The organism is Streptomyces sp. NPDC058812, assembly GCF_042744565.1.
GTDB lineage: Bacteria > Actinomycetota > Actinomycetes > Streptomycetales > Streptomycetaceae > Streptomyces > Streptomyces thinghirensis.
In genome coordinates this window covers 515,276-538,076 of record NZ_JBHYOB010000001.1, presented here as the reverse complement: position 1 = coordinate 538,076, position 22,801 = coordinate 515,276, and the positions used below count along the sequence as shown (strand labels likewise).

24 protein-coding genes, 1 tRNA gene and 1 pseudogene are annotated in these 22,801 nt (G+C 73.4%); 11 read left to right on the top strand and 15 right to left on the bottom strand.

What is annotated here, in order from left to right; all coding sequences use genetic code 11:
• Positions 1-2: 2 nt before the first annotated feature.
• Entirely contained in the window at positions 3-1,433 is a 1,431-nt protein-coding gene (locus tag ACFW48_RS02490; RefSeq protein ID WP_386309673.1) for a sugar transferase, read from the bottom strand.
• Positions 1,430-3,040 carry a glycosyltransferase gene (locus tag ACFW48_RS02485; protein ID WP_386309671.1) on the bottom strand — a complete coding sequence of 537 codons (1,611 nt, stop codon included), beginning with the start codon at positions 3,038-3,040 and terminating at the stop codon, positions 1,430-1,432. Before ACFW48_RS02485 ends, ACFW48_RS02490 begins: the two co-directional genes overlap by 4 nt.
• Positions 3,041-3,430: 390 nt before the next feature.
• Here ACFW48_RS02485 and chpG point away from each other — a divergent pair, with 390 nt between their 5' ends.
• The 6 genes from chpG to ACFW48_RS02455 all read left to right on the top strand — a co-directional run bounded on the left by chpG (position 3,431) and on the right by ACFW48_RS02455 (position 7,338).
• Positions 3,431-3,670 carry a chaplin ChpG gene (chpG, locus tag ACFW48_RS02480; protein WP_210964577.1) on the top strand — a complete coding sequence of 80 codons (240 nt, stop codon included), beginning with the start codon at positions 3,431-3,433 and terminating at the stop codon, positions 3,668-3,670.
• A gap of 275 nt (positions 3,671-3,945) precedes the next feature.
• Positions 3,946-4,719: a hypothetical protein gene (locus ACFW48_RS02475; RefSeq protein ID WP_386309668.1), complete on the top strand. Its 774-nt coding sequence runs from the start codon at positions 3,946-3,948 to the stop codon at positions 4,717-4,719.
• 205 nt (positions 4,720-4,924) lie between these two features.
• Positions 4,925-5,206 (top strand): hypothetical protein, encoded by a 282-nt coding sequence (locus ACFW48_RS02470; protein ID WP_386309665.1) that lies wholly within the window; start codon positions 4,925-4,927, stop codon positions 5,204-5,206.
• A 60-nt stretch (positions 5,207-5,266) separates the two neighbouring features.
• Positions 5,267-5,782, top strand: coding sequence for a hypothetical protein (locus ACFW48_RS02465; protein ID WP_386309662.1), 516 nt, complete (start codon positions 5,267-5,269; stop codon positions 5,780-5,782).
• A gap of 121 nt (positions 5,783-5,903) precedes the next feature.
• Complete coding sequence (locus tag ACFW48_RS02460; protein WP_386309659.1) at positions 5,904-6,488, top strand: tyrosinase family oxidase copper chaperone; 585 nt, start codon at positions 5,904-5,906, stop codon at positions 6,486-6,488.
• The gene (locus ACFW48_RS02455) at positions 6,472-7,338 is read left to right on the top strand and encodes a tyrosinase family protein (protein ID WP_386309657.1); all 867 of its coding nucleotides are present in this window, start codon (positions 6,472-6,474) and stop codon (positions 7,336-7,338) included. The genes ACFW48_RS02460 and ACFW48_RS02455 overlap by 17 nt, the downstream gene beginning before the upstream one ends.
• 81 nt (positions 7,339-7,419) lie before the next feature.
• Here ACFW48_RS02455 and ACFW48_RS02450 read toward each other — a convergent pair whose 3' ends face one another.
• Positions 7,420-7,725, bottom strand: coding sequence for a chaplin (locus ACFW48_RS02450; protein WP_386309654.1), 306 nt, complete (start codon positions 7,723-7,725; stop codon positions 7,420-7,422).
• Between the two features lie 219 nt (positions 7,726-7,944).
• Here ACFW48_RS02450 and ACFW48_RS02445 point away from each other — a divergent pair, with 219 nt between their 5' ends.
• Positions 7,945-8,562, top strand: coding sequence for a DUF2087 domain-containing protein (locus ACFW48_RS02445; RefSeq protein WP_386310243.1), 618 nt, complete (start codon positions 7,945-7,947; stop codon positions 8,560-8,562).
• A gap of 56 nt (positions 8,563-8,618) precedes the next feature.
• Here ACFW48_RS02445 and ACFW48_RS02440 read toward each other — a convergent pair.
• Both ACFW48_RS02440 and ACFW48_RS02435 read right to left on the bottom strand, forming a co-directional pair.
• A pseudogene (locus ACFW48_RS02440) lies at positions 8,619-9,575 on the bottom strand (D-2-hydroxyacid dehydrogenase family protein); the annotation flags it as partial.
• 30 nt (positions 9,576-9,605) lie between these two features.
• Positions 9,606-9,681, bottom strand: a tRNA-Arg gene (locus ACFW48_RS02435).
• Positions 9,682-10,002: 321 nt separating this feature from the next.
• Here ACFW48_RS02435 and ACFW48_RS02430 point away from each other — a divergent pair.
• The 4 genes from ACFW48_RS02430 to ACFW48_RS02415 all read left to right on the top strand — a co-directional run bounded on the left by ACFW48_RS02430 (position 10,003) and on the right by ACFW48_RS02415 (position 16,119).
• Positions 10,003-11,610: a dynamin family protein gene (locus tag ACFW48_RS02430; protein WP_386309652.1), complete on the top strand. Its 1,608-nt coding sequence runs from the start codon at positions 10,003-10,005 to the stop codon at positions 11,608-11,610.
• 3 nt (positions 11,611-11,613) lie between these two features.
• Positions 11,614-13,644 (top strand): GTPase, encoded by a 2,031-nt coding sequence (locus tag ACFW48_RS02425; protein ID WP_386309650.1) that lies wholly within the window; start codon positions 11,614-11,616, stop codon positions 13,642-13,644.
• Between the two features lie 331 nt (positions 13,645-13,975).
• Positions 13,976-14,449, top strand: coding sequence for a single-stranded DNA-binding protein (locus ACFW48_RS02420; protein WP_386310241.1), 474 nt, complete (start codon positions 13,976-13,978; stop codon positions 14,447-14,449).
• Between the two features lie 263 nt (positions 14,450-14,712).
• Complete coding sequence (locus ACFW48_RS02415; protein WP_386309648.1) at positions 14,713-16,119, top strand: Cys-Gln thioester bond-forming surface protein; 1,407 nt, start codon at positions 14,713-14,715, stop codon at positions 16,117-16,119.
• 339 nt (positions 16,120-16,458) lie between these two features.
• Here ACFW48_RS02415 and ACFW48_RS02410 read toward each other — a convergent pair whose 3' ends face one another.
• The 10 genes from ACFW48_RS02410 to ACFW48_RS02365 all read right to left on the bottom strand — a co-directional run bounded on the left by ACFW48_RS02410 (position 16,459) and on the right by ACFW48_RS02365 (position 22,774).
• Complete coding sequence (locus ACFW48_RS02410) at positions 16,459-17,721, bottom strand: tyrosine-type recombinase/integrase (protein WP_386309646.1); 1,263 nt, start codon at positions 17,719-17,721, stop codon at positions 16,459-16,461.
• Complete coding sequence (locus ACFW48_RS02405; protein WP_362095023.1) at positions 17,721-17,918, bottom strand: helix-turn-helix domain-containing protein; 198 nt, start codon at positions 17,916-17,918, stop codon at positions 17,721-17,723. The genes ACFW48_RS02410 and ACFW48_RS02405 overlap by 1 nt, the downstream gene beginning before the upstream one ends.
• A 2-nt stretch (positions 17,919-17,920) precedes the next feature.
• Entirely contained in the window at positions 17,921-19,318 is a 1,398-nt protein-coding gene (gene repSA, locus ACFW48_RS02400) for a replication initiator protein RepSA (RefSeq protein WP_386309643.1), read from the bottom strand.
• Between the two features lie 89 nt (positions 19,319-19,407).
• Complete coding sequence (locus ACFW48_RS02395) at positions 19,408-19,725, bottom strand: SpdD-like protein (protein WP_386309640.1); 318 nt, start codon at positions 19,723-19,725, stop codon at positions 19,408-19,410.
• Positions 19,726-19,748: 23 nt separating this feature from the next.
• Positions 19,749-19,904 carry a hypothetical protein gene (locus ACFW48_RS02390; protein WP_386309638.1) on the bottom strand — a complete coding sequence of 52 codons (156 nt, stop codon included), beginning with the start codon at positions 19,902-19,904 and terminating at the stop codon, positions 19,749-19,751.
• An 11-nt stretch (positions 19,905-19,915) separates the two neighbouring features.
• Positions 19,916-20,107, bottom strand: a complete 192-nt coding sequence (locus tag ACFW48_RS02385; protein ID WP_007388789.1) for a mobile element transfer protein — start codon at positions 20,105-20,107, stop codon at positions 19,916-19,918.
• A 1-nt stretch (position 20,108) separates the two neighbouring features.
• Entirely contained in the window at positions 20,109-20,303 is a 195-nt protein-coding gene (locus tag ACFW48_RS02380) for a hypothetical protein (RefSeq protein WP_386309636.1), read from the bottom strand.
• 19 nt (positions 20,304-20,322) lie between these two features.
• Positions 20,323-20,976 (bottom strand): DUF2637 domain-containing protein, encoded by a 654-nt coding sequence (locus tag ACFW48_RS02375; protein ID WP_386309635.1) that lies wholly within the window; start codon positions 20,974-20,976, stop codon positions 20,323-20,325.
• Positions 20,977-21,058: 82 nt separating this feature from the next.
• Positions 21,059-22,414 (bottom strand): FtsK/SpoIIIE domain-containing protein, encoded by a 1,356-nt coding sequence (locus ACFW48_RS02370; protein WP_386309633.1) that lies wholly within the window; start codon positions 22,412-22,414, stop codon positions 21,059-21,061.
• 3 nt (positions 22,415-22,417) lie between these two features.
• Entirely contained in the window at positions 22,418-22,774 is a 357-nt protein-coding gene (locus tag ACFW48_RS02365) for a hypothetical protein (RefSeq protein WP_011028865.1), read from the bottom strand.
• Positions 22,775-22,801 lie beyond the last annotated feature (27 nt).

Here is a 22,801-nt window from a genome sequence, read left to right as displayed (position 1 = left end):
GCTCAGCTCCCGGTGGGGCGCACGAGCGCGACGGCCGTGCGCAGCAGGATGCAGACGTCCTGCCACAGCGACCAGTCGTCGATGTAGGCGTTGTCGAAGCGGGCCCGGTCCTCGATGGAGGTGTCGCCGCGCAGCCCGTTGATCTGGGCCAGGCCGGTGATGCCGGCCGGCACCCGGTGGCGGGCGGCGTAACCGGGGTAGGTCTGGCTGAACCGCGCCACGAAGTAAGGGCGTTCGGGGCGCGGCCCGACCAGGCTCATGTCGCCCCGGAAGACGTTCCACAGCTGGAGCAGCTCGTCGAGCGACGTACGGCGCAGGAAGCGGCAGAACCACGGCATCCGGCGCTCGTCCGCCACACTCCACCGGGTCGCCGACTCGTGCTCGTCGGCCGGGCGGTGGGTGCGGAACTTCAGCATCGTGAACGGCCTGCCGTCCTGGCCGACGCGCTCCTGCCGGAACAGCACGCCGGGCCCGCCGATGACCCGCAGCAGCGTCGCGCAGGTCAGCAGCAACGGGCTCAGCAGGAGCAGCAGCGCCCCGGACACCGTCACGTCCAGCACCCGCTTGCCGGCGCCGCCCGGCCGCCGTTCCCCCGCCTCCAGACGCCGGCAGGAGAACCCGGCGAGCCGGTCCCGGCCCGCGTACGCGGGGGCGTCCGCGTCGACCTCCCACACCGCGCAGCCGGACTCGGCCAGCGCCCGCAGCAGCGGCCCCTGCCGCGTCCGTACGGAAGGGTGCACGGCCAGTACGTCCCGTACGCCGTTCTGCACGACCGCCCGCTGCACCTCCTCGCCCGTGGTCAGCACGGGCAGGCCCGTGCCGCCGCCCGGCTCGTCGGCGACGATCCCGACCGGGCGCACCCCGCAGCGCGGGTGGCGCAGCACCGCCGAGGCCACGCGCTGCGCGGTCGCGGCGGGACCGACGACCAGGGCCGCGCGCGGGCGGTTCAGCAGCGCGGTGCGGCGCCACCGGTGCACGACGCCCCGGCCGACGCAGCCCGTCGCCGTGTGCAGCAGGAAGCCGAGGAGCAGCGTGCGGGCGGACAGGGCGTGCGCCGGGGCGTACGCCGCGACGAGCGCCGCCAGCGCCAGCCAGACCACCGCGATCCGGCCGCACAGGGCGGGCAACTCGTCCAGCACGGCCGGCAGCCGCCGGGGAGCGCGCGGGCGCAGCAGCAGCGAGGCGGCGACCAGCAGCGCCGCGAGCAGCGGTTGGTGCGGGGTGCCGGTGAGGACCAGCGACCCCGGCACCGCCGCCGCCGTGCCGTCCGCGACGAGCAGCGGCAGCGGGGACTCCCGCCGCGGTGCGGGACGCCCGGCGGGGAACCGGAAACCCGCGGCGCCGGCCCGCTGCGGCAGCACCGAGACGGGTGCGGAGGAGCCGAGGTCGCGGGGCTGGCCGGCGGGGGTGGGGACGGTGCTTTCCGCGGTCACGGGTGCGTGGACTCCCTGTACTCGATGGGCACGACGGCCGACCGCCCCACGAGCGCGGGCCTGCCGCCGGGGACCGTGTGCGTCCCGGTCGTCCGCCCGTCGCCGAGGAGGTCGTCGTACACCGCAGTGATCGCCGCGGCCGTGTGCCGTACGTCGTGCGTGGACAGGACGTGCGCGCGCCCTCGGCGGCCGAGCGACGCACGCAGCGGAGCGTCGAGCAGCAGCCCGGTGACCGCGTCGGCCAGCGCCTCCGGGTCCATGGGCGGCACCAGGCAGTGCGGCACGAGAGCGGGCGGCAGGCCCTCGCGGGCGCCGTCCACGTCGGTCACCACCACGGCCCGCCCGCAGGCCATCGCCTCCAGCGGGGCCAGCGCCATGCCCTCCCACCGGGACGGCAGGACGACCAGGTCGGCGGCCCGGTACCAGGGCCTGGCGTCGGCGACGGCGCCCGCGAACAGCACCGACGCGGGGCCGCGTTCGCCGGGACGGGCCGGGGCCGGTACGCCGTCGGCCGAACCGGCTACCGCGGCGTACCCGGTGAGCCCGGTGAGCCCGGCCCGGGCCGGCCCGTATGCCGGGTGGTGGCCTCCGGGCCGGCCCGGGTTCGTCGCGTGGGCGCGGGGTTGGGCCGGGCCGTCGCAGGCGGGCTCGGATGCCGGGTGGTGGCCTCCGGGGCGGGCCGGGTTCGTCGCGTGGCCGTGGGGCCGGGCCGGGTCCGTCGCGTGGCCACCCGCTTCGGGGGCCGGGTGGTGGCCACCGGGCCGAGTCCGGGCCGGGCCGTCGCCGAGGAATCCGTACGCCGAGGCGCGATCGGCGAGCCGCGCGTGGTCCGGGCCGTCGCCGACCAGCACCAGCCGGGCCCCCGGGACCCGCGCGAGGACCGACTGCCACGCGGTCAGCAGGACGTCCTGCCCCTTCTGCCGGCACAGCCGCCCCACACAGACCACCAGCGGGCCGTGCACGCCGGCGCCGAGCCGGAGCCGTACGTCGTCGACGGCCTCCACGCCGCCCACGCCACCGCCGCCGACGCCGCCCACGCCGCCCACACCCTCCACGGCATCCGCGTCGAAGCGGTCCAGGTCGATGCCGTTCGGGATCACCGTCCACCGCCCGCGGACTCGGCTCCGCACCCCCCGCAGCCGCTCCGCCTCGCTCACGCACACCGTCCGAGCCGCCCACCGAGCCGCCCACCGCTCCCAGCCGAGGGCGAGGACCGCGGCGGCCCCGCCGACCGCCTCGAACGACCAGGCGTGCGGCTGGAAAACGGTCGGGACACGCCCGCGCACGGCGAGCCGGGCCGCGAGACCGGCCTTCGCGCTGTGCGCGTGCACCAGGTCGGGCCGTACCTCCTCGATCACGCGGGCGAGCCGCCGTACCTCCGACACCAGCGCCGGACCCGGCGACCGCGTCGCCGGCCAGTGCCGCACATCGGCGCCCAGCGCCCGGAGTCCGGCCGTGAGACCCCCGTCGGGGCAGGCGACCGCGACGCGCAGCCCGGCGGCGAGCTGAGCCCGCGTCAGGTCCGACACGACACGGGCGACCCCGCCGTCCACCGGCTGGGTGACGTGCAGAACCCGTGGCCGGGAGTCGGTCGGTGGCAGGTGCATACGCGTTTCCTCGCTCACGGAAAATGCTCGGGACGGGCGTGAACGCGTCTCACCGCAGGGCGTCGGCCGCGACGCGGCGTACGCCGGCGCACGCCGCGTCCTGCTGGGAAACGAGCCGGGAGGCCGGCTGGTCACCGCCACGTTCGGAGCTCTCGGAGAGTGCCCTCGGCCGATGTCCCGCAGTCGTGCAACGGGGATGCGTCGGATGGTGTGGGACTCTAGCCGCTATCCGTACTAATACGGTGAAACCGGGTAAGTGTGTTGGATTCGTGAACGCCGCTCTCCGGGGAGATCACTCCTTTGGCGGCACAACTCACGTGTGCGCCACGCGTTGACACTGCGCCGGGCACCCGCCCGGATGTTTGTGTCAACCCCAAGGAGCACTTCTCCATGTCGCGTATCGCGAAGGGCCTGGCCCTGACCTCCGTCGCCGCCGCCGCGGTGGCGGGCACCGCCGGTGTCGCCGCTGCCGACGCCGGCGCGCAGGCCGCCGCCGCTCACTCCCCGGGTGTCCTGTCCGGCAACGTGCTGCAGGTTCCGGTCCACATCCCGGTCAACGTCTGCGGCAACACCATCGACATCATCGGCCTGCTGAACCCGGCGTTCGGCAATGAGTGCGAGAACGACTGATCGTCGGCTCGAAACCCTTGCGCCGGCCGTCCGTACCGCGGTTCCTCCGCGAGCGGGCGGCCGGTTCGCGTTGCCGCTCGGACGGCGGTGTGCTGCCCCGAATGGGGGGTGCGGGCGCCGACACGACCGGAAGACCTTGACAGGGCGTCTCACCAGGCAGGACGCCGGGACGGGGAAAGACGGCCGAGTGCGTACGGTCGCCGATCGGTTGCAGAGTGCCACGGGCGCTTCCACGGTGGGCACAAGATCCGACGCACCACCGAAAGGAACCCCTCATGCGTCTGCCCGCACGGCGAATCGCCACCACCGCTCTCACCGCAGGCCTCCTGATCGGTCTCTCCGGGCCGGCGGTGATGGCGGCCGATGGCGAATCGGTCCGGGAACGCACCCACGCGGCGTCCCACGCACCCCTCCCCGACGTGGCCGAACTGCAGAGCCAGGTCGGCAGCCTGGCCGGCCTGGGCGGAGTGCTCACGCCGGTCACCGACCTGCTCAACGCCGTCCTCAAGGCCGACAACGGCCAGCTCTCCGCCACGGACGCGGACCAGCTCGCCGCCGCCGTCAAGGACGCCCTCGCCAAGGCCGACGCGGCGGACGCCGACACCGACGACGTGGCGACCACCCCGGGCACGACCACGCCCGGTACCACCACCCCCGGCACGAGCACCCCGGCCCAGCCGCCGGTCGTGACCGCGCCGGAGGCCGAGACGCCGGTCACGCTGCCGGCACCCGTCGTGGCACCGGGCAGCGACGAGACCGCGGCGGCGGCCGACCTGACCGCCCAGTCGTACGCCGCTCTGCAGAAGCAGATCGACGCCCTGGTCAAGGCCACCACCTCCGGCACCGCCGAACAGGTGAGCCCGGCCGTCGAGGACGTGGTGACCGGCGTGGTCAACGTCGTCGCCGCCACCCTGGTCGGCAGCGGGCTGCCCGCCGCCGACCTGGCCGGCCTGCCCGCACTGCCGGCCGCGCCGGAGGCCACCACGCCGGAAGTCGCCGCTCCGGAAGCCGCGGTACCGGCGAACCCGCTGCCGGCCAACCCCTCCTGACGCCCACGGCGTTCCGGGCCGTCGCGCCATCCCTCACGGGGTGACGCGACGGCCCTTCGCCATTCTCCATTCCCTTTCCTTTCCATTCGGCCCTCCGGAGATCTCATATGTCTTCCGGACGCGGGGTTTCCGTGCCCGGTGCAGGTCGTTAGGCACGGCGTCAGCATTTCGTCCGGTGACACGAGTTGCCGAAGAAAGGAACACGATGAAGTCCCTCAAGGCCGCCGCTGTCGTCGCCGGGTCCCTGGTCGCCGCCGGCTCCGCCGCGCCCGCGTTCGCCTACGACGCCGCCGACATCACGCCCACCAGCCTCAACGGCGCCGTGAACGCGCTCACCGCGGAGCCCATCGACGTGATGCCGCTCAAGCACCAGTCGGAAGCGCTCGACACCGAGAACAAGGACTCCGTGCTGCACACCGTGAAGGGCGCGACCACCGACCTGAACTCCGAGGGCGGGCTGCTCGGCGGCCTTCCGCTGGGTGGCTGAGCCGCCCCGCCCCGCCTTTTCACCGTTCTTCTCGCATTCTCGAAAGGGACCGTGCCTGAAATGAAGTCGACCACCAGACGAACCCTGGCCGCCGTCGTCACCGGTGTGGCGGCCGCCGTGGGCGTAGCCGCGACCCCCGCCGCCGCGGCCGGCGCGATCCCCGTGCCGGTGCCGTTGGACGGCGCGGAGACGGCCCTCGGCATGGAACTGCCCGAGGTGGCCGGCGAACTGCCCGTGCCGACGGCCGGCGCTCCCGAGGGCCCGCGGTACGTCGAGGGCCGGCTGCTGCCGGAGCGGACGCTTCCGCAGTTGCCGGTGCGCGGCGGGCTGCCCGGCGTCGACCTGCGCCAGCCGCTGCCGCGCGTTCTCGGTGACGACTTCGACCACGCCGCCGTCGACGCCCCCGCCGCCGGGTTGCGGACCCTGGCGCCGGGCCTGTCCCTGGACGCCCCGCTCACCGCGCCGAACCCCGAAGCCCTCGGCCTGCCGACGGCCAAGCTCCCGCAGGCCGGGCTGCTGGCCCCGGCCGTCCAGACGGTTCCCGTGGCCGACCTGGGCGTCGGGCCGGGTCTCTAGGACCTGTCCCGCCTCGCGGCTCGGGTGCGGCCCGTGCTCCGACTGGCCCTGCGAGCGGTGACCGCGGAGCCCGCCGACCGGTTAGCGGTGCGGACCACCGGAACCGGACGAGGAGCGAGCCATGGTCGTCAACGCGGGCGGAGCAGCGAGCGACGCGGAGCAGGAGCGGGATCACCAGCGGGAACACCAGGGGGAGGGCCCGGCGAGAGTCGGGCCGGCATTCGGCACCCGGCGGCAGATGATGAGGGGGCTGCTCGCCCCGGCCCTCGCCGTGACGCTGGCCCCCCTGGTCGCCGCCTCCCGGCCCTCCCAGGCCGCCACCGGGCACGGGGCGGGGCCCGCGCCCGCCACCGGGCACGGGGCGGAGCCCGCGCGTCCCGAGCCGCGCGACGTCGAGCCGGACGGGAGCGCCTCGTTCGACGAGACCTACCGAGGCCGCCGTATCCGCGGCATCCGGTCCGCCGCGGGCCGGGCCGTCGGTGCCGGCACCTGGCACGTCACCGTGGACGGCCGCCCGCTGCACCTGATGCGCCGGGCCGACGGCAGCTGGCTGAGCATGATCGACCACTACCGGTCGTACCCCACCCCCCTCGCCGCGGCCCGCGGTGCCGTCGACGAACTCGGCCCCGGCGAGCACCTGCGCGACACGCCGGCCGCCGCCGGCGGCCAGAACCACCCCGGGGGGAGCCATGGCGTACACGCGTAAGGACGTCAGCACGCTGACCCGCACCGAGAAGCGACGGTTCGTCAAGGCGCTGCTGGAGGTCAAACGGCGCGGCGAGTACGACGAGTTCGTGCGCACTCACATCGAGTACTACGTCTCCGACGGCGAGGACGGACTGCGTACGGCGCACATGGCGCCGTCCTTCCTGCCCTGGCACCGCAGGTTCCTGCTGGACCTGGAGGAGGCGCTGCGCCGGGTCGACTCGTCGGTCACCGTGCCGTACTGGGACTGGACGAAGGACCGCACCACCACCTCCGCGCCCTGGACCGCCGACCTCCTGGGCGGCACCGGGCGGCGCTCCGACCACCGGGTCACCACCGGGCCGTTCGCCCACGCCGAGGGCAACTGGACCCTCAAGGAGAACGTCACCGACACCGAGTACCTCACCCGGGACCTCGGCCGCGCCCAGGACCCCATCGCGCTGCCCACCAAGAGCGACCTGGAGTGGGCGCTCGACGACCCGGCGTACGACACCGCGCCCTGGGACTCCACGGTCCGCAAGGGTTTCCGGAACAAGCTGGAGGGGTGGGGGACCGGCCGGGGCAGCGTCTCCTGGCGCAACCACAACCGCGTGCACCGCTGGGTCGGCGGGGCCATGGTCGGCGGCGCGTCCGTCAACGACCCGGTGTTCTGGCTGCACCACGCCTTCGTCGACCTCCAGTGGTCCCGCTGGCAGGCCCGGCACCGCGGCGCCCGCTACCAGCCGGCCGAGCCGCCGGGCCGGGGCAGCGCACAGCGCGGACGGATCGTCGCACGGCACGAGAGGCTGCCGCCGTGGGACGTGACTCCGGACGAGCTGGAGGACCACAGCCGGATCTACCGGTACGGCTGAGCGACCGGCCCCGAGCGGTCGGCGCGGACATGGGGAGAGCCCCGGCCGGGTAGGCCGGGGCTCTCCTGGTGTTCACGGGACTCAGCCGCCGTAGCCGCCGTTCTTGCCGTCCTCGCCGTGCTTGTCGCTCTCGTCCTTCTTGTCGTCGTCGCCGTTCACGCAGGCGTTGCCGAAGGCCGGGTTGAGCAGGCCGATCACATTGATGGTGTTGCCGCACAGGTTGATCGGCACGTGGATCGGGACCTGGACGACGTTGCCGGACAGGACGCCGGGCGAGCCGATGGCCGCGCCCTCGGCGTTCGCGTCCGCCATGGCCAGGCCGGTGCCGCTGAGGACTACGGCACCGGCGCCGAGCGCGACACCGGCGGCCTTCGCGATGCGAGACATCACGTTCTCCTTCTGACTCGGGGAGCACGGCAGCAGGACGCGCCACCGCACTGCCGGTCCAACGCGGCAGGTCTCGAAGGGGTCACGGGAGGAATGTGAGGATCACCCTTTTTGAACAGAAGGGTGGAGCGGGGCCGTCCGGGGGCGGAAAAAGGCTCCGCTCCGCGCCGGGGTGTCCACTAGCCTCCGGGCATGGTTAACGACCGACCCGACCGGTCCATGGAAACGCCGGAGCCGTCCGCGCCGTCCGCGCAGTCGACGCGGTCCGCGCTGTCCGCACTGCCCGGCCTGTTCGCCGAGGAGAGCCGGGTGCGGGCCTTCGCGGCCGTGGCCCTGGGGGCGGGCAGTCCCGCACAGGTGGCGGAGACGGCCGGCCTGTCCTCCAAGGACACGGCCGCCGCGCTGCGCCGGCTGCGGGAGCAGGGCGTGGTGACGTACGGGGACGGCGGTGAACTCGTCGTCGCCCATGACCGCTTCAGGGACCTGGCCCGTGCGGGCCGGCCGGCGGCGGAGGCCGCCGGGAATCCCGGGGCGGGCGACGACGACCGGGCGGCCGGCATGATCGTGCGGACCTTCGTCAAGGACGGGCGGCTGGTCCGCCTCCCCGCGCGCTGGACACGCAAGAAGGTGGTGCTGCGGCACATCGCCGAGCAGACCTTCGAGCCCGGCGTGGAGTACCCGGAGCGCGCCGTCGACGAGAAGCTCCGGCCGTGGTGTGAGGACGGCGACGTCGACCATGTGACGCTCCGGCGCCATCTGGTGGACCTCGACCACCTGCGCCGGAGCGGCGGAATCTACTGGCGTCCGGCGGAGTCCGCCCGGGCGGGGATCGCCTGAGCGTCCGACGCCGGGGCCGGGGCCGGGGCCGGAGCAGGAGCCGGCTCCGGGGGCACGGGTAGACGGCGTACGGGCGAGCCCGCGAGATACGCCTGGACCGCCTCGACCGCCTGCCCGTAGTACGTGGCGTAGTTGGCGCGTGAGACGTAGCCGAGGTGCGGCGTCGCGAGCAGGCGCGGGGCGGTGCGCATCGGGTGGCCTGCGGGCAGCGGTTCGGTGTCGAAGACGTCCACGCCCGCACCCGCGATCCGGCCCTCGTGCAGCGCGGCGAGCAGGGCGTCCTGGTCGACGATCGCCGCGCGCGAGGTGTTGACCAGGTAGGCGGTCGGCTTGAGCAGGGCCAGTTCGGCGGGGCCGAGCAGGCCGCGGGTGCGGTCGCCGAGGGCCAGGTGGACGGAGACGAAGTCGGCCGTCGCGAGCAGCTCCTCCTTGGAGGGGGCGAGTTCGACGCCGACCTCGTCGGCGCGCTCGGCGGTGAGGTTCCGGCTCCACGCGCTCACCCGCATGCCGAAGGCGAGGCCGACCCGCGCCACCCGGCCGCCGATCTTGCCCAGGCCCAGCAGTCCGAGCCGGCGGCCGTGCAGGTCGGCGCCCACCGTCTGTTGCCAGGGGCCGCCCTCGCGCAGCGCGTTGCCCTCCTGGACGATGCCGCGGGCCAGGCCCAGCAGCAGGGCCCAGGTCAGTTCGACGGGCGGGGTCGAGGAGGAGGCCGTACCGCACACGGTGACGCCGTGGGCGTCGGCGGCGGCGTAGTCGATCACGCTGTTGCGCATGCCCGAGGCGACGATCAGTTTCAGCCGGGGCAGCCGGGCGATCAGTGACTCGGGGAAGGAGACGCGCTCCCGCAGCGTGACCACGATGTCCACGTCGGCGAGCGCCTCGGCGAGGGCGTCCTCGTCGCCGAAATGAGTGTCGAAGGTCACGACGTCCACGTCGTCCGCGACCGGGGACCAGTCGGCGATCTCGGTCGCCACCTGCTGGAAGTCGTCGAGCACCGCGCAGCGCAGTCGCACGTCGTCCGGTCCCTCCCGCCAAACGGGCAGTGGCGCCCCCGGCAGGACTCGAACCTGCGGCCAAGCGCTTAGAAGGCGCCTGCTCTATCCACTGAGCTACGGGGGCCTGGTGTGGTGGCCTCGGTCGTGGTGCCCGGGTGTGGGCTGATCCGTGACGGTGCCGGGGACAAGGATAGGGCTCCCGGCTCCATGTCCCTGATGCTTCGCCTCCGTGGCTCGATGTGGAGGTTCGGTGAAGCGGTCCTGATAATCGCAGGCAGGTACGAATCGTGCATCGCTTTTGGCGTCTCGCGCATCGGGTGTTGTGCACTCGTTATGCCTGGACTGCCCTCGCGTCCCAGTAGTCCCTTCCGTCCGGAGTGTCTGGTCGGCGCGCAGACATACTCATATGCTTCAGAATTCCCCTAAAATTGGGCATTCTTCACATGTGGTGACCTTGGACGTACGGCCTCAGTTGCTCGACGCACTCTCCGCCCTGCGCGACCGTGTCGCGGCCGCACGCTTCCCGCTGCCCCTGGCGGGGGCCCCACGCGCGCGTGCCAACCGCGACGAACTGCTCGCACAGCTCGACGACTACTTGGTGCCCCGGCTGAAGGAGCCCGAAGCGCCCCTGCTGGCCGTCGTGGGCGGATCCACCGGCGCCGGGAAGTCCACGCTGGTGAACTCCCTCGTGGGGCGCCGGGTCAGCGAGGCGGGGGTGCTGCGGCCCACGACCCGGACGCCGGTGCTGGTGTGCCATCCGGAGGATCACCACTGGTTCAGCGGCATGCGGGTGCTGCCCGACCTCACGCGCGTGTGGGTGCCCCACCGGGAACCGGACGACGACCTGCTCCTGCCGGGCGAGAACCCCGCGCGCGTACTGCGCGTCGAGACCGCCGACACCCTGCCGCCCGGCATCGCCCTCCTGGACGCGCCCGACATCGACTCCCTCGTCGCCGACAACCGCGTACTGGCCGCCGAGCTGATCTGCGCCGCCGACATCTGGGTGATGGTCACCACGGCCGCCCGGTACGCCGACGCCGTCCCCTGGCATCTGCTGCGCACCGCCAAGGAGTACGACGCCACCCTGGTCACCGTGCTCGACCGGGTGCCCCACCAGGTGGTGTCCGAGGTGTCGCGGCAGTACGGGGCGCTGCTCACCAAGGCCGGGCTCGGCGAGGTGCCCCGCTTCACCGTGCCCGAGCTGCCCGAGTCCGCCTGGGGCGGCGGGCTGCTGCCGGCCAGCGCGGTGGCGCCGCTGCGGGCCTGGCTCGTCCACCGGGCACAGGACCTCGGGGCCCGGCACCACGCCATGGCCCGTACGGCGCACGGCATCCTGGACTCCCTCAAGTCCCGGATGCCCGAACTGGCCGGCGCCGCCGCCGCCCAGTACGCCGCCGCGCTGCGGCTCACCGCCGCCGTCGACGGCGCGTACGACGGCGAGCACGCGCGCGTACGGGGGCGGTTGCAGGCGGGGGCCGTGCTCGCCGGGGACGCGCTGAAGCGGTGGCGGGCCTTCCCCCTCGACTGCTCCCCCGAGGAACTCCTCGACTCGCTGGTGGAGAGCCTGAGCGCCCTGCTGCTGTGCGCCGTCACCGCCGCCGACGAACGCGTCGACGAGGCCTGGCAGCGCGAACCGGCGGCCGCCGCTCCGGAACTCGCGGACCGCGACCCGGCGCCGGAGAGCGCCGAGCACCGCATCGGGATGGCCGTACGGCGGTGGCGGCGGGAGCTGGAGGAGTACGCCGAGGAGGAGGTGGGCCAGCTCGACCGGAGCATGGCACCGGACCCAGGGGTCGTCGCCGCCCTGGTCGCCACCGTGCTGCTGGGCGGGCGGCGGGCGCGCATCGCCGGGGAGCGGCTCGCCGAGCGGATCGGCGCCCACGGCGCGCTGCGGCTGCGCGACCGGGGCGGGCGGCTGCTCGACGAGTACGTGGACCGGGTCGTGCACGTCGAGCGCGAACGCCGGCTGGCGCCGCTCGACGGGCTGGAGGTGCATCCCGAGCCGCAGGCCGAACTCATCGCCGCGCTGTCCGTACTGCAGAAGGAGAGGTGACCGGTGACCGCCGTCACTGACCAGGACCCCACCGAGCACACCGACCACACGACGGAGGAGGCAGGCCAGAAGGGCCAGGCAGACCGAACGGGCCGGACGGGCCGGACGGGCTCCGGGGACGGCCGGGGCCCCGAGCGGGGAGCCGACAAGGACGAGAGCGAACGCGCACGCGGCTCCCACGCGCGCGTGCGGGACGGCGGGGCGTTCCGCCGTACGGACCGGGACCGGGACCGTGGGGACGAGCGCGCGGAGCGTACGGGAGGCGGTGAGCGTACGGAGGACGTGGCCGGCGGTCCGTCCGGGTCCGGGTCCGGAGGCGGGGGCGGTGCGGAGGGCGCCTGGGGTGACGGGCTGATCGCGCGGCGGGTGGACGAGAACAGCGGGGCGGAGCAGTTCACCGTCGTGCCGAGCCGGCCCGCCAGTTCCTCGGCCCTGATGCCGCTGGCGTACGACGGGCAGCTCAGGTCGCGGCTGGACGCGCTGCGCGAGCTGGTGGGGCTCTCCCGCACCCGGCTCGACAGCGGGACGCTGGCCGAGGCGGGCCGGGTCCTCGACGAGGCCGCCGCGCGGCGCAGGCTCTCCGGGCAGCACACCGTGGTGGCCATCGCGGGCGCGACCGGCAGCGGCAAGTCGCAGCTGTTCAACACGCTCGCCGGTGTCACGATCTCCGAGACGGGCGTCCGCCGGCCGACCACCGCGGCGCCCATCGCGTGCAGTTGGAGCGACGGCGCGGCCAGCCTCCTGGACCGGCTCGGCATCCCCGGCCGGCTGCGCCGCCGCCCGATCCAGCACCCGGACGCCGAATCGCCGCTGCGCGGGCTGGTCCTGATCGACCTGCCCGACCACGACTCGGCGGCCGTGCAGCACCGCGAGCAGGTGGACCGCATCCTGGCGCTCGTCGACGCCGTCATCTGGGTCGTGGACCCGGAGAAGTACGCCGACGCCGTGCTCCACGAGCGCTATCTGCGGCCGATGGCGGGCCACGCGGAGGTCACCCTCGTCGTCCTCAACCAGGTCGACCGGCTGCCCGGGGAGGCGGCCGAACAGGTCCTCGACGACCTGCGGCGGCTGCTCGACGAGGACGGCATCGCGCTGGGGGAGTACGGCGAACCCGGCGCCATCGTGCTCGCCCTGTCCGCCCTCACCGGGGACGGCATCGGCGAACTGCGCGAAGTGCTCGGCCAGTTCGTCGCCGAGCGGCAGGCCCCGGCGCGCCGCATCGCGGCCGACGTGGACGCCGCCGCCTGGCGCCTGCGTCCGGTGTACGTCACCGGGCGGCGGACCGGGCTCAGCGAGGAGGCGCGGGAGGAGTTCGCGGACCGGCTCGCGGACGCGGTGGGCGCCACCGCGGCGGGCGAGGCGGCCGAGCGCTCCTGGCTGCGCAACGCCAACCGCGCGTGCGGCACGCCCTGGCTGCGGCTGTGGCGCTGGTACCACGACCGGCGCGAACCCCCCACGGGACGGCTCTCACTGCGCGCCCAGGCGGACGAGGAGGCCACGGCCCGTCAGCGCGTCGAGCAGGCGGTGCGCACGGTGTCGGAGCGGGCGTCGGCCGGGCTGCCGACGCCGTGGGCGCAGGCGGTGCGCGAGGCGGCCGTCCGCGGCGCCCAGGGGCTGCCCGAGGCCCTCGACGAGCTGGCGGTGCGCACGGGGCTGCCGCCGGGGCGTCCGCCGCGGCCGGGCTGGTGGCCGGTGGCCGTGCTGGCCCAGGCGTCCATGACCCTGCTGCAGGTGGTGGGCGGCCTGTGGCTGCTGGCCCAGATCATCGGTTTCGTGCCGCCCAACCTGGGCGTGCCGGTGCTGTTGATGCTGTCCGGGATCATCGGCGGCCCCCTCATCGAATGGAGCTGCCGCATCGCGGCACGCGGACCGGCACGGCGCTACGGTCACGAGGCAGAACGCCTGTTGCGGGAGGCGGCCGCGGGGTGCGGCCGGGCCAGGGTGCTGGATCCGCTGGCGGCGGAGCTGCTGCGGTACCGGGAGGTGCGGGAGCAGTACGGGCGGGTCACGGGGGCGGGCGCCGCGGCGAGGTAGGCGAGGTGGACGGGTGGGGGCCGGGGGGTCACGGCTCGGGCTGTGGACGTCGTTGCCGTTGCCGTTGCCGTTGCCGTTGCCGTTGCCGTTGCCGTGGCGGTAGCGGTTGCGGTTGCCGCCCGTGGCTCGCACTCGCTGGGGTGACGGAGTTCTCCACAGGCGCCGGGACGGTCCACAGGCCGCAGCGGGCCGGTCCGGACGGAGGCAGTCTGGCCTCGCGGCGATCGTGACGGACGCGGTCGTCGCGGCAGCGGCGGCGTACGGGAACGCGACGCCGGCCGCGCCGGACACAGCCGTACGGGACGCGCCCGTACGGGAGGGAGGACTCGCGATGAACGAGACGATGATCTGCGCCGTGGGCAACGTGGCCACGCAGCCGGTGTTCCGGAACCTGGCGAACGGACCGTCGGCGCGGTTCCGGCTGGCGGTCACCGCGCGCTACTGGGACCGGGAGAAGAGCGCGTGGACCGACGGCCACACCAACTTCTTCACGGTGTGGGCCAACCGGCAGCTCGCCGCCAACGCTTCGGCGTCCTTGGCGGTGGGCGAACCCGTCATCGTGCAGGGCCGGTTGAAGGTGCGCACGGACGTGCGCGAGGGGCAGAACTGGACCTCTGCCGACATCGACGCGGTGGCGATCGGTCACGACCTGGCGCGCGGCACGGCGGCGTTCCGGCGCACCGGGAGGGCGGAGACGGCGGCCTCTCCGCCGCAGCCGGAGCCCAACTGGGAGACGCCGGCAGGGGAGTCGGGCGACGCGGACCCCACCGGACAGCGGCCGGAGCCCGCCGCCGCGGTGGCATGACTCCGACGGCCCGCCGGAACTGACCGAAGTGCGGCTTATCGGCGAATGCGCCCCGCGCGCCGCAGGGTGGATTTGTCGATAAGCCCTGCTCACCTGCCCTGTCGGCGATAACGATTCCGAGTCGGATCACCGCGGGGACGAACATCACCGGCAAGCACGGTGTGTCAGGTACTTAGGATGCCGAACGAGCCCTGTGGGGCTGGTGATTCTGCTGGTAGGACCGTGCCCCCCACGCCAACGGGTCCTGCTCGAAGGGGAAATTGGTGTTTTCTTCGCTCACCGCGCTGTCCCTGCCCGGCCGAGGGGCGGCGCGCCGCGCCACCGCGGCACTGGTGTCCGCGCTCGCCGTCGCGGGCGTGGTGACCGGTGTCGGCCCGGCAGCCGCCGCCCAGGACGCGGCGGCGCAGGGGCAGGGCGGGGCGACGGCCACCATAGGCGGCCTCAAGACGCACGGCACCGCGGTCATCCACGGGGAGGGCGGCGACCAGGAGGTGCCGGCCGGCCTGTTCGAGATGTCCGTCGAGGGCGGCGGCATGCTGCAGACGTACTGCGTCGACATCCAGAACCCGACGCAGAAGGACGCCAAGTACCACGAGACCCCGTGGAGCGGCACGTCACTGGGCACCAACAAGGACGCCGGCCGCATCCGCTGGATCCTGCGGAACTCCTACCCCCAGGTCAACGACCTCGCCGCGCTCGCGAAGAAGGCGGGAGTCCGCGGCGGGCTCACCGAGCAGGACGCGGCGGCCGGCACGCAGGTGGCCATCTGGCGCTACTCGGACGACACCGACGTCGATGCCGTCGACCCCCAGGCCGAGCGGCTCGCCGACTACCTGGAGAAGAACGCCCGCGATCTCGCGGAGCCCGCGGCATCGCTCACCCTGGACCCGCCCGCGGTCTCGGGCCGCCCCGGTGAGCGGCTCGGCCCGGTGACGGTGCGCACCAACGCCGGCGGGGCGACGGTGACACCCCCGGTGGACGCCACCGCTGGCGGGGTGCGGATCGTGGACGAGAAGGGTGAGCCGGTCACCTCCGTCACCAGCGGCGCCCAGATCTTCTTCGACGTGCCCAAGGACGCGGCGGCGGGCACCGCCGAGCTGGCGGTCCAGGCCTCGACCACCGTGCCGGTCGGTCGCGCCTTCGCCTCCGAGAGCCGCAGCCAGACCCAGATCCTGGCCGGCTCCAGCGAGTCCACGGTCGCGGCGACGGCCACCGCCACCTGGGCCGACCAGGGCGCGATACCCGCCCTGTCCGCGACGAAGAACTGCGCCGAGGGCGCGCTGGACATCACCGCGCTCAACAAGGGCGACGAACCCTTCACCTTCGAACTCCTGGACACCGAGTACACCGTCGCGCCCGGCGAGACCCGCACGATGACGGTCCCGCTGCCGGAGGACCGCGCCTACGACTTCACCGTCCGCGGCCCGGCCGGCTTCGAGCAGCGCTTCACGGGCGTACTCGACTGCCGCACCCGAAGCGCCGCACTGGCCGACACCACCCGCCCCCTCGGCGAACCGGCCCCCACCAGGGTCGTCACCCCCACCCCGAATACCAACCTCGCCGACACCGGCAGCTCCGGAGTGACGCCCCTGATCGGCGGCGCGGCCATCGGCCTGGTCTTGATCGGCGGCGCGGTCCTGCTGTTCCTCCGCCGAAGGAACGAACGGTGACGACGGGCCCCCGCCCCAAGGAGCCGTCGTCGCCGGTCCCGGCCGACAGCGCGTAAGAGAACCTCATGTACCGGGGTGGCTGGCGTCGACCCAGAGGCGGTCCATGGCGCTGAACTCCGCTGGGCCGTCCCTGGGCGTGCGAGGGTGCCCGAGGCTGACCGGTGGCGGCCGACAGTGACGGGTGAGGATCGGGCGGCGCCCGGGAAGGCCAGGTCAGAGCCCCCGCAGGGAACGCGTTTCCTCCCAGGGGTGGCGGTGCGGCAAGATGGGGTGTTACTTACCGCGAGAGGGCATGAAAAGGCCCCTCACCAGCGGTTTCCTCGCCGATGAGGGGCCGTCTCAGGCAGCCTGGGCCGTCTCTGGGCCGTCGTGAGCGTGACCGGCGGCCCGGTACATCGCGGAGATGGCTTTCCGGGTCCGCGTCTCACTGGACGGCATCAGGTGCGTGTAGACCCGGAGGGTGAACCCCGGGTCGCTGTGGCCGAGGTAGAGGCTCAGGGCCTTGATGCTCTCCCCGGCGTCCAGGAGGACCGAGGCGTAGAAGTGCCGGAGCGCGTGCATGCCGTGCTCGCGAGCGGCGGCATAGCGCTCCCCCTTCCGGGGGGTCGGGATGATGCCGGCGGACGCGAGCGCGGGCTTCCAGGACTGGTCGTTGAACGCCTGGCTCCAGATGGCTGAGCCGATACCGCTGGTGAACAGGAGCCGGTGAGTGACCTTGGGACCGGTCGGGGTCAGCCAGGGCAAGGTGACGTCCACGGGCGGGAAAGCCGCCATGTGCTCGCGGAGCGCAGTCGACACCTCCGGGTCGAGGGGGACGTCACGGAGCTTGCCTCGCTTCGGCGGGGCGAAGACGAGTGTGCCGCGTACCTTCTTGACCTGCTGGTGGACGTAGAGCCAGCCGAGGTCGCCGATGTTGTCGACCGCTAGACCAAAGATCTCCCCCTGTCGGAGTCCGCATCCGGCGCCCAGGTCAACCATGGCCCGGTATCGCTCGGGGAGGCCGGCCCGTACGCCGAAGACCTGCTCAGCGGACCAGGGATGGACGCGTGACGGCACGGGACGAGGTGCCTTGACCGATCGGGCCCGGCAGGGGTTCGAGGCCAGGAGACGGTCATCCACGGCCGCATTGAGCACGGAGGACACCGCGTCGAAGATGAGCCGCCGGTACTGGGCAGACGCCACGGCGTCTTCAAGCTGGCGGTTCCAGTCGCGGATGTGCTCGGGCTGGAACGATCCGATCGGGCGTGTGCCGAGATACGGCAGGGCATGGAGGCGCAGCCTGCCTTCGACGGCGGCCCGGCTCGTGAGGTCGGTTGTAAGCGCGGCGAGCCAGCGGTCCGCGTACTCGCGGAAAGTGACACGGGCCGCCCGCGGGTCGATGTACTGCCCGCGCGCCATGTCGGCTTCGATGTTGGTCAGCCAGGCGTCAGCCAAGCGCTTCTGCTTGTCCGGGAAGCTCTTGGACTTCTCGGTGCCGTCGGGTCCGATGTAGCGGGCCCGGTAGCGCATGCCCGATCCGTGGCGGTCGGTCTTGACCCTGCGAGTCTTGCCGTCTGCGCCTACCTCAGTCCGATACCAGCGGTCCTGGATGTGGCCGGCCATCAGGCAGCCTCCCCAAGCTGCGAGTCGACCCAGCACCGCACGTCGTTCGGGTCGAAGCGGAGGTGCCGACCGACGCGGAAGCCGCGGGGACCGGTGCGCTTGCGTCGCCACTGGTAGACCGTCTCGACGCTGGGCAGCTCGAACATCTCGACCAGGTCCTCAGGGGTCAGGAACCGGGGCGGCAGCTCTGAGGGCATGGTCAGCACTTCCCTTCGTTGGCGAGTTGGTCGCGCAGGGCTTCGCGTGCGGTTTCTCGGTTGAGCTGTAGGTCCCGGGCGATGGTGGCGGCGAGGGCGGATTCACCCGGGCTGTGGCCGTGTCCGGCGTACTGCCAGTCGGTGAGGACGAGGACAGTGTCCGGCTCGCGGTCGTCCAGGGCGAGGGCGGCGTGGTCCTGGGCGGCGCGGTAGTCGGCGCGTGTCTGGCGGAGGGCGCCGAGGGTGGTGGAGTAGCGGCGGGATTTGGAGGAGAAGTGGCCGCGGAAGCCGAGCATGTGAGCCCAGGCCCACAGCCGCCGGTCCGGGTAGAGGCGGTCCAGGTCGCGGCAGGCGGTGATGAGTCGGCGGGTGTGGTCGGGGACGTGGTGGCGGTCGAGTTCGGAGAGTTCGCCGATACGGCGGTCGAGGGTGCCGGTGTTCTCGGCAGCTTTGGTGGAGTACTTGGCGACGTAGGAGGCGACGGCCTGTTCGGTGATGTCGGAGCCGTCGCCGAACGCCTTTACCGGCCGGACGTCGAGCTGTGTGCCCCAGCGGAAGGACCGGGCCGGTTGGTCCCCGGCGGCCGGGACGGAGACGGAGGTGTAGGAGTGCGCTGCGGCGGCATGGATGGCGTCGGCGAGGAGGCCGACCGTTGCCCAGGCAGGCGGGGGCGTTCCGGGTCCGTCCGGTCCGTCGAGCCGGATCACTGCGTGGAAGTGCAGGGCGCCGCGCTTCTGGAATTCGGCGACCTTGCCGTAGGAGACGCGGAGGCGGTCGGCGAGTTCTCGGCGGGTGAGGCCGGCGCGGGCGGCGAGTTCGCGGCGCAGGCGGGTGGTGAAGCGCTGCCAGAGCTGTCCGGCGTGGTTGTTGAACAGGACGGCGCCCGCGTAGTCGTACGTAGCGGGGGCGAGGGCGGTGCCCAGTTCTGAGGCGTCCGGGGCGTGTTGGGTGCCGCAGCGGCAGGTGCCGTGGTCGGGTCGGTTGTGGACCGGGCCGAAGGAGGGAGCGGTGAGCGTGGCGAACGCGCGCGGGTGGTCCCGGACCGTGGCGGGGACGTCTCGGCGGTCGTCTCCGGCCAGGCCAGCGCGGATGAGGTGGTAGGTGTCGCCCGCGTAGGTCCAGGCGCAGGAGGGGCAGCGGGAGGCGCGGCGGTTGCCGCAGGCGAGGCGGAGGCGTCCGCCGGGCTCAACGGCGGTCGTGTAGTGGTGCAGGGTCTCGCCGGTGGTCTTGTCCTTGTGGAGGGCCCAGCCGGTGAGGTGGATGGGGTCGGAGCAGCCGCCGGTGCGGCGAATCTGGTCTTCCCATCGGGTGTAGTCGGGGGCCGAGGCGACGCGGAGGAGGTCGCCGAGGGTGGTCGGGTCGAGCAGCGGGGCATGCGCGGTCGGGGCGCGGTGCGCCATGCTGGGTGCTTCCTTCCGGTTGTGAGATCGGTTGGGGACGGCGCCCGGGCGGCGGATGCTTGGCGGTATCGAGGCCGCCCGGGGGCCGGTCAGCGTCGCTTGGCGTCGGCGTGGACGAGGGAGCGGATCACCAGGGCGCAGACGGCGACCGAGGCGCCGGTGATGGCGGCGGCCAGGAGCATGGAGACGAGAACGGCGCCGACGACCAGGACGACGGCCGTTCCGCCGCCGACGAGGGCGAGGGCGGTGCCGGGGGTGAGCTGCACCGTGGGCCGGGACGGCGTGGCAGCGACCGGAGCAGGGGGCGGGACCTGCGCACTCGGTACGACGGCGGTCGGCTCCACGACTACGGGCGGCGTGATGTGGCCGGTGGGCTTGGGGTTGGTCGGGATCTTCGGGCGGAGCATCGGTGTTCTCCCTTCGGGTCGTGCTACTTGACGAAGCCGTTGACGACGGGGGCGAGCACGCTGTCGGCGAGGAGGTAGCCGCCGAGGAGGAGTACGGCGATGAGCCACCAGGGCGGGCGGATGAGCTTGACGCCGAGGTAGCCGACGGCGAGGAGCGCGAGCCAGAGCGGGACGTCCATCGGGTGGCCTCCTAGCTGACGCGGCAGCGGTGGGTGCGGGCGGCGAGCTGTGCGGCGGACTGGCTGGAGTAGTCGGCGGACCAGCCGCAGCGGTCGTTGGTGCACACGGCGGCGTGTTTGGTCTGGCCCCGGCGGTCGCGGTGAGTGCCGATCTGCACGGGGCCGATCCGCATGACGGAGTGGAAGAAGTCGCGGGCGGGCATGTCAGCCGGTCTCCTCTCGGGTGGCGGTCGGGTCGGGGTAGGTGGCGCGGATACCGGCGGCAGTGGCGGAGTCGGTGGTGCGCTGGGCGGCTTCCTCGGCGAGCAGGTGAGCGAGGTAGGGCCGGTTCGCGGCGGCCATCTCGCGGGCCCCGTCGAGGTAGTCGGCGCTCGTGAGGTCGGCCGGGTCACGGATCACGGCGGGTCTCCTTTTCGGGTCAGGTGAGTTGGGCGGCGATGGCATCGGCGAGATGCGGTGGGACGCCGAGGCGGGCGCGGAGGGTGTCGGCGTCGATCGGGGCGCCGGTACGGGCGTGGTGGTCGTCGGCGACTTTGCGGGCGTGGTCCACGAGCGCGGCCGGGACCGGCACGGCTGTGGGCAGAGCGGGGGCGCCCTCGATCTGCGGGGTGATGGGGGGTTCAGGCGCCGGGCCCGGCTCAGCGGCGGCCGTTTCGGGCACGGAGTCCGGAGCCGGGACGGAGGGTGCCGGCGGAGCCGGGGCGGGGTCCGCGGGCGAGTGGGCGAGGAGGGTGCCGCCCATGAAGGCCAGGGCGGGCCAGGCCGCGACGAGGATGCGTAGCCAAGGCGGGACGTCGCCCAGGTCGAGGAGCCCGGCGGTGGCGACGTTGGCACCGAGCGAGGCCACCAGGGCGATGAGGAACCAGCACCAGGCCAGCCGGGACGGCCCATCGGCCCGCAGCCGTCGCCAGGCGGCGACCAGGAGCAGATCGACCGAGACGGGATAGGCCCAGGCCTTCCAGCCGGTCTGTCCGGCAGCGGCGGCGAGGTCGTGCAAGTGGGCGAAAGACAGCGCCCCGGCAATGACGGCCTGAACGAGTACGGCGTCGATACGGAGAGCGGGGCGGGCCATCACGGCTCCTTCCTGTGATCAGGCATGGCGGGGGTAAGGACCCGGCGCGGGACGGTCGCGCCGACCATGAAAGGGAGTGGGGTCAGGCGGTGGCGGGGGCTGTCTTGGACAGCGGCACGCGGGCCGAGGGCAGCGGAGCGACCGCGGGCCGGAAGGGCGCCAGGGCGGGCAGCACGGGGGTGCGGTCAGCGTGCTTGTTGCAGACCTTCACGGCCTGGCGCAGCGTGGTGTGCGGGGCGCGGATGCGGTGCCAGCCGCCGGTGGAGTCCCCGGCGATGGCGATGCCGCGTGTCTCGGCGGGGATCTGGATGGCGGCGAGGACGGCGTCCGGGGCGATGTCGCCGAAGGCCATGTTCGCGGACGTCTCGTCGTTGACGCGGTGGGCGGTGCGGCCGGTGAGCTGGGCGCGGAGCATGGTGATGCCCTTGCCGAGTTCGGAGCCGAAGCGCTGCCCGCAGATCTCCAGGTAGACGCCGGCCGCGCGGCCGAGCTGAGCGAGGCGGACCAAGGCGGTGATGATCCGGTCCCGGCGCTTCTCTTCCTCCTTGCTGGCGAAGAGCGCGAGTTCGGCGACCTCGTCGACCAGGACGACGACCGGCACCGGCCGCAGGTCCTCGGGCAGGTCCCAGATATCGGCGGCGATCTCCGCATCCGGCACAGCGACGCTGATCCGCTGCTCGGCTCGGATGAGCTGGTAGACGTCCTGCATGTGGGACACCAGCGCCTCCAGCAGCTCCAGCGCGGTGTCCGGGTTGTCGGCAAGCGCGGAGAACCGACGGGCCAGCGGGAACAGCTCGACCCCTTGCTTGCAGTCGATGCCGACCAGCGCAACGTGGTGCGGGGCGAGCCCGGCGACGAGGTTGCGCTGATAGACGGACTTGCCGGACTCCGTAGCGCCGAGGGTCAGACCGTGCGGGACGGCGCGGTAGTCGCGGTAGTGCACCGAGCCGTCCTCCCGCAACGCGACCGGAACACGCATCGGCCGGGTGTCGGTCTTGGCCGGCATCTGCACCCGCTTGAGCACGTCGTAGCCGGTCATCCGGATCTCGACCACACCGGAGCGCAGCTCACGGGAGGTGACGCCGTACATCCCGAAGGAGTGGCGCAGCCGGTCAGAGGCGGCGGCGACGTCGAAGGCGTCCTGTCCCGGGCGGAGTTTGAGCCGGAGGACCAGGCCGGTGTGGGTGGGCCGCAGCCGCAGGATGCGCGGCGCGCGGGACTCCGGCGCCGGGCGGTTGGCCATCCGGGCCAGCATGAGGCGCCAGCGCGAGGGCGGGACCGTCAGCCCGCAGGCCTCCATGACGGAGGCGTAGCGGACCAGGACGCGCACGGCAGCGAGGGTGACCCCGAAGGTCATCCAGTACCAGGCGGGACGCCGCCACCGCAGGAGACCCGCAGCGGCGACGACCACCAGCAGTAAGACCGTCGGCCACGTCATGGCTCAGGCCGCCTTCGAGCCCGTGTCCGTGGTGGCCAGCGAGGTGACGGCGACCGCGCGGAAGGCGATGCCGTGACGCTTCTGGCCGTTGAACTCGTTCTCCCACGGCCGGGCGACCAGCCCCGTGAGCGCGGCCGGGGTGCCCATGGTCAGGTCACCGGAGATGCCGGTCTCCGGGACGGTGACGGACAGGATCTCGACTTCGTCGTTGGCCGCGAACATCACGTCCACGGTCATCAGCTTCGCGCCGGTCTCGGCGTCGGTGGCGATCTCGCCGGTACGGCGGTCACGCACCTTGGGCTGCGGGGTCTTAGCAACCATCACGGTCGCGGCGGAGGTGTCAACGGGGATCTGACGCACAGCAGAACACTCCTCTACAGATGCTGA

Bases quoted from the DNA above. Each gene is read 5' to 3' on its own strand.
- ACFW48_RS02485 (WP_386309671.1), bottom strand. From the start codon at position 3,040: ATGCACCTGCCACCGACCGACTCCCGGCCACGGGTTCTGCACGTCACC.
- chpG (WP_210964577.1), top strand. From the start codon at position 3,431: ATGTCGCGTATCGCGAAGGGCCTGGCCCTGACCTCCGTCGCCGCCGCC.
- ACFW48_RS02475 (WP_386309668.1), top strand. From the start codon at position 3,946: ATGCGTCTGCCCGCACGGCGAATCGCCACCACCGCTCTCACCGCAGGC.
- ACFW48_RS02470 (WP_386309665.1), top strand. From the start codon at position 4,925: ATGAAGTCCCTCAAGGCCGCCGCTGTCGTCGCCGGGTCCCTGGTCGCC.
- ACFW48_RS02465 (WP_386309662.1), top strand. From the start codon at position 5,267: ATGAAGTCGACCACCAGACGAACCCTGGCCGCCGTCGTCACCGGTGTG.
- ACFW48_RS02460 (WP_386309659.1), top strand. From the start codon at position 5,904: ATGGTCGTCAACGCGGGCGGAGCAGCGAGCGACGCGGAGCAGGAGCGG.
- ACFW48_RS02455 (WP_386309657.1), top strand. From the start codon at position 6,472: ATGGCGTACACGCGTAAGGACGTCAGCACGCTGACCCGCACCGAGAAG.
- ACFW48_RS02450 (WP_386309654.1), bottom strand. From the start codon at position 7,725: ATGTCTCGCATCGCGAAGGCCGCCGGTGTCGCGCTCGGCGCCGGTGCC.
- ACFW48_RS02445 (WP_386310243.1), top strand. From the start codon at position 7,945: ATGGAAACGCCGGAGCCGTCCGCGCCGTCCGCGCAGTCGACGCGGTCC.
- ACFW48_RS02420 (WP_386310241.1), top strand. From the start codon at position 13,976: ATGAACGAGACGATGATCTGCGCCGTGGGCAACGTGGCCACGCAGCCG.
- ACFW48_RS02410 (WP_386309646.1), bottom strand. From the start codon at position 17,721: ATGGCCGGCCACATCCAGGACCGCTGGTATCGGACTGAGGTAGGCGCA.
- ACFW48_RS02405 (WP_362095023.1), bottom strand. From the start codon at position 17,918: ATGCCCTCAGAGCTGCCGCCCCGGTTCCTGACCCCTGAGGACCTGGTC.
- repSA (WP_386309643.1), bottom strand. From the start codon at position 19,318: ATGGCGCACCGCGCCCCGACCGCGCATGCCCCGCTGCTCGACCCGACC.
- ACFW48_RS02395 (WP_386309640.1), bottom strand. From the start codon at position 19,725: ATGCTCCGCCCGAAGATCCCGACCAACCCCAAGCCCACCGGCCACATC.
- ACFW48_RS02390 (WP_386309638.1), bottom strand. From the start codon at position 19,904: ATGGACGTCCCGCTCTGGCTCGCGCTCCTCGCCGTCGGCTACCTCGGC.
- ACFW48_RS02385 (WP_007388789.1), bottom strand. From the start codon at position 20,107: ATGCCCGCCCGCGACTTCTTCCACTCCGTCATGCGGATCGGCCCCGTG.
- ACFW48_RS02375 (WP_386309635.1), bottom strand. From the start codon at position 20,976: ATGGCCCGCCCCGCTCTCCGTATCGACGCCGTACTCGTTCAGGCCGTC.
- ACFW48_RS02370 (WP_386309633.1), bottom strand. From the start codon at position 22,414: ATGACGTGGCCGACGGTCTTACTGCTGGTGGTCGTCGCCGCTGCGGGT.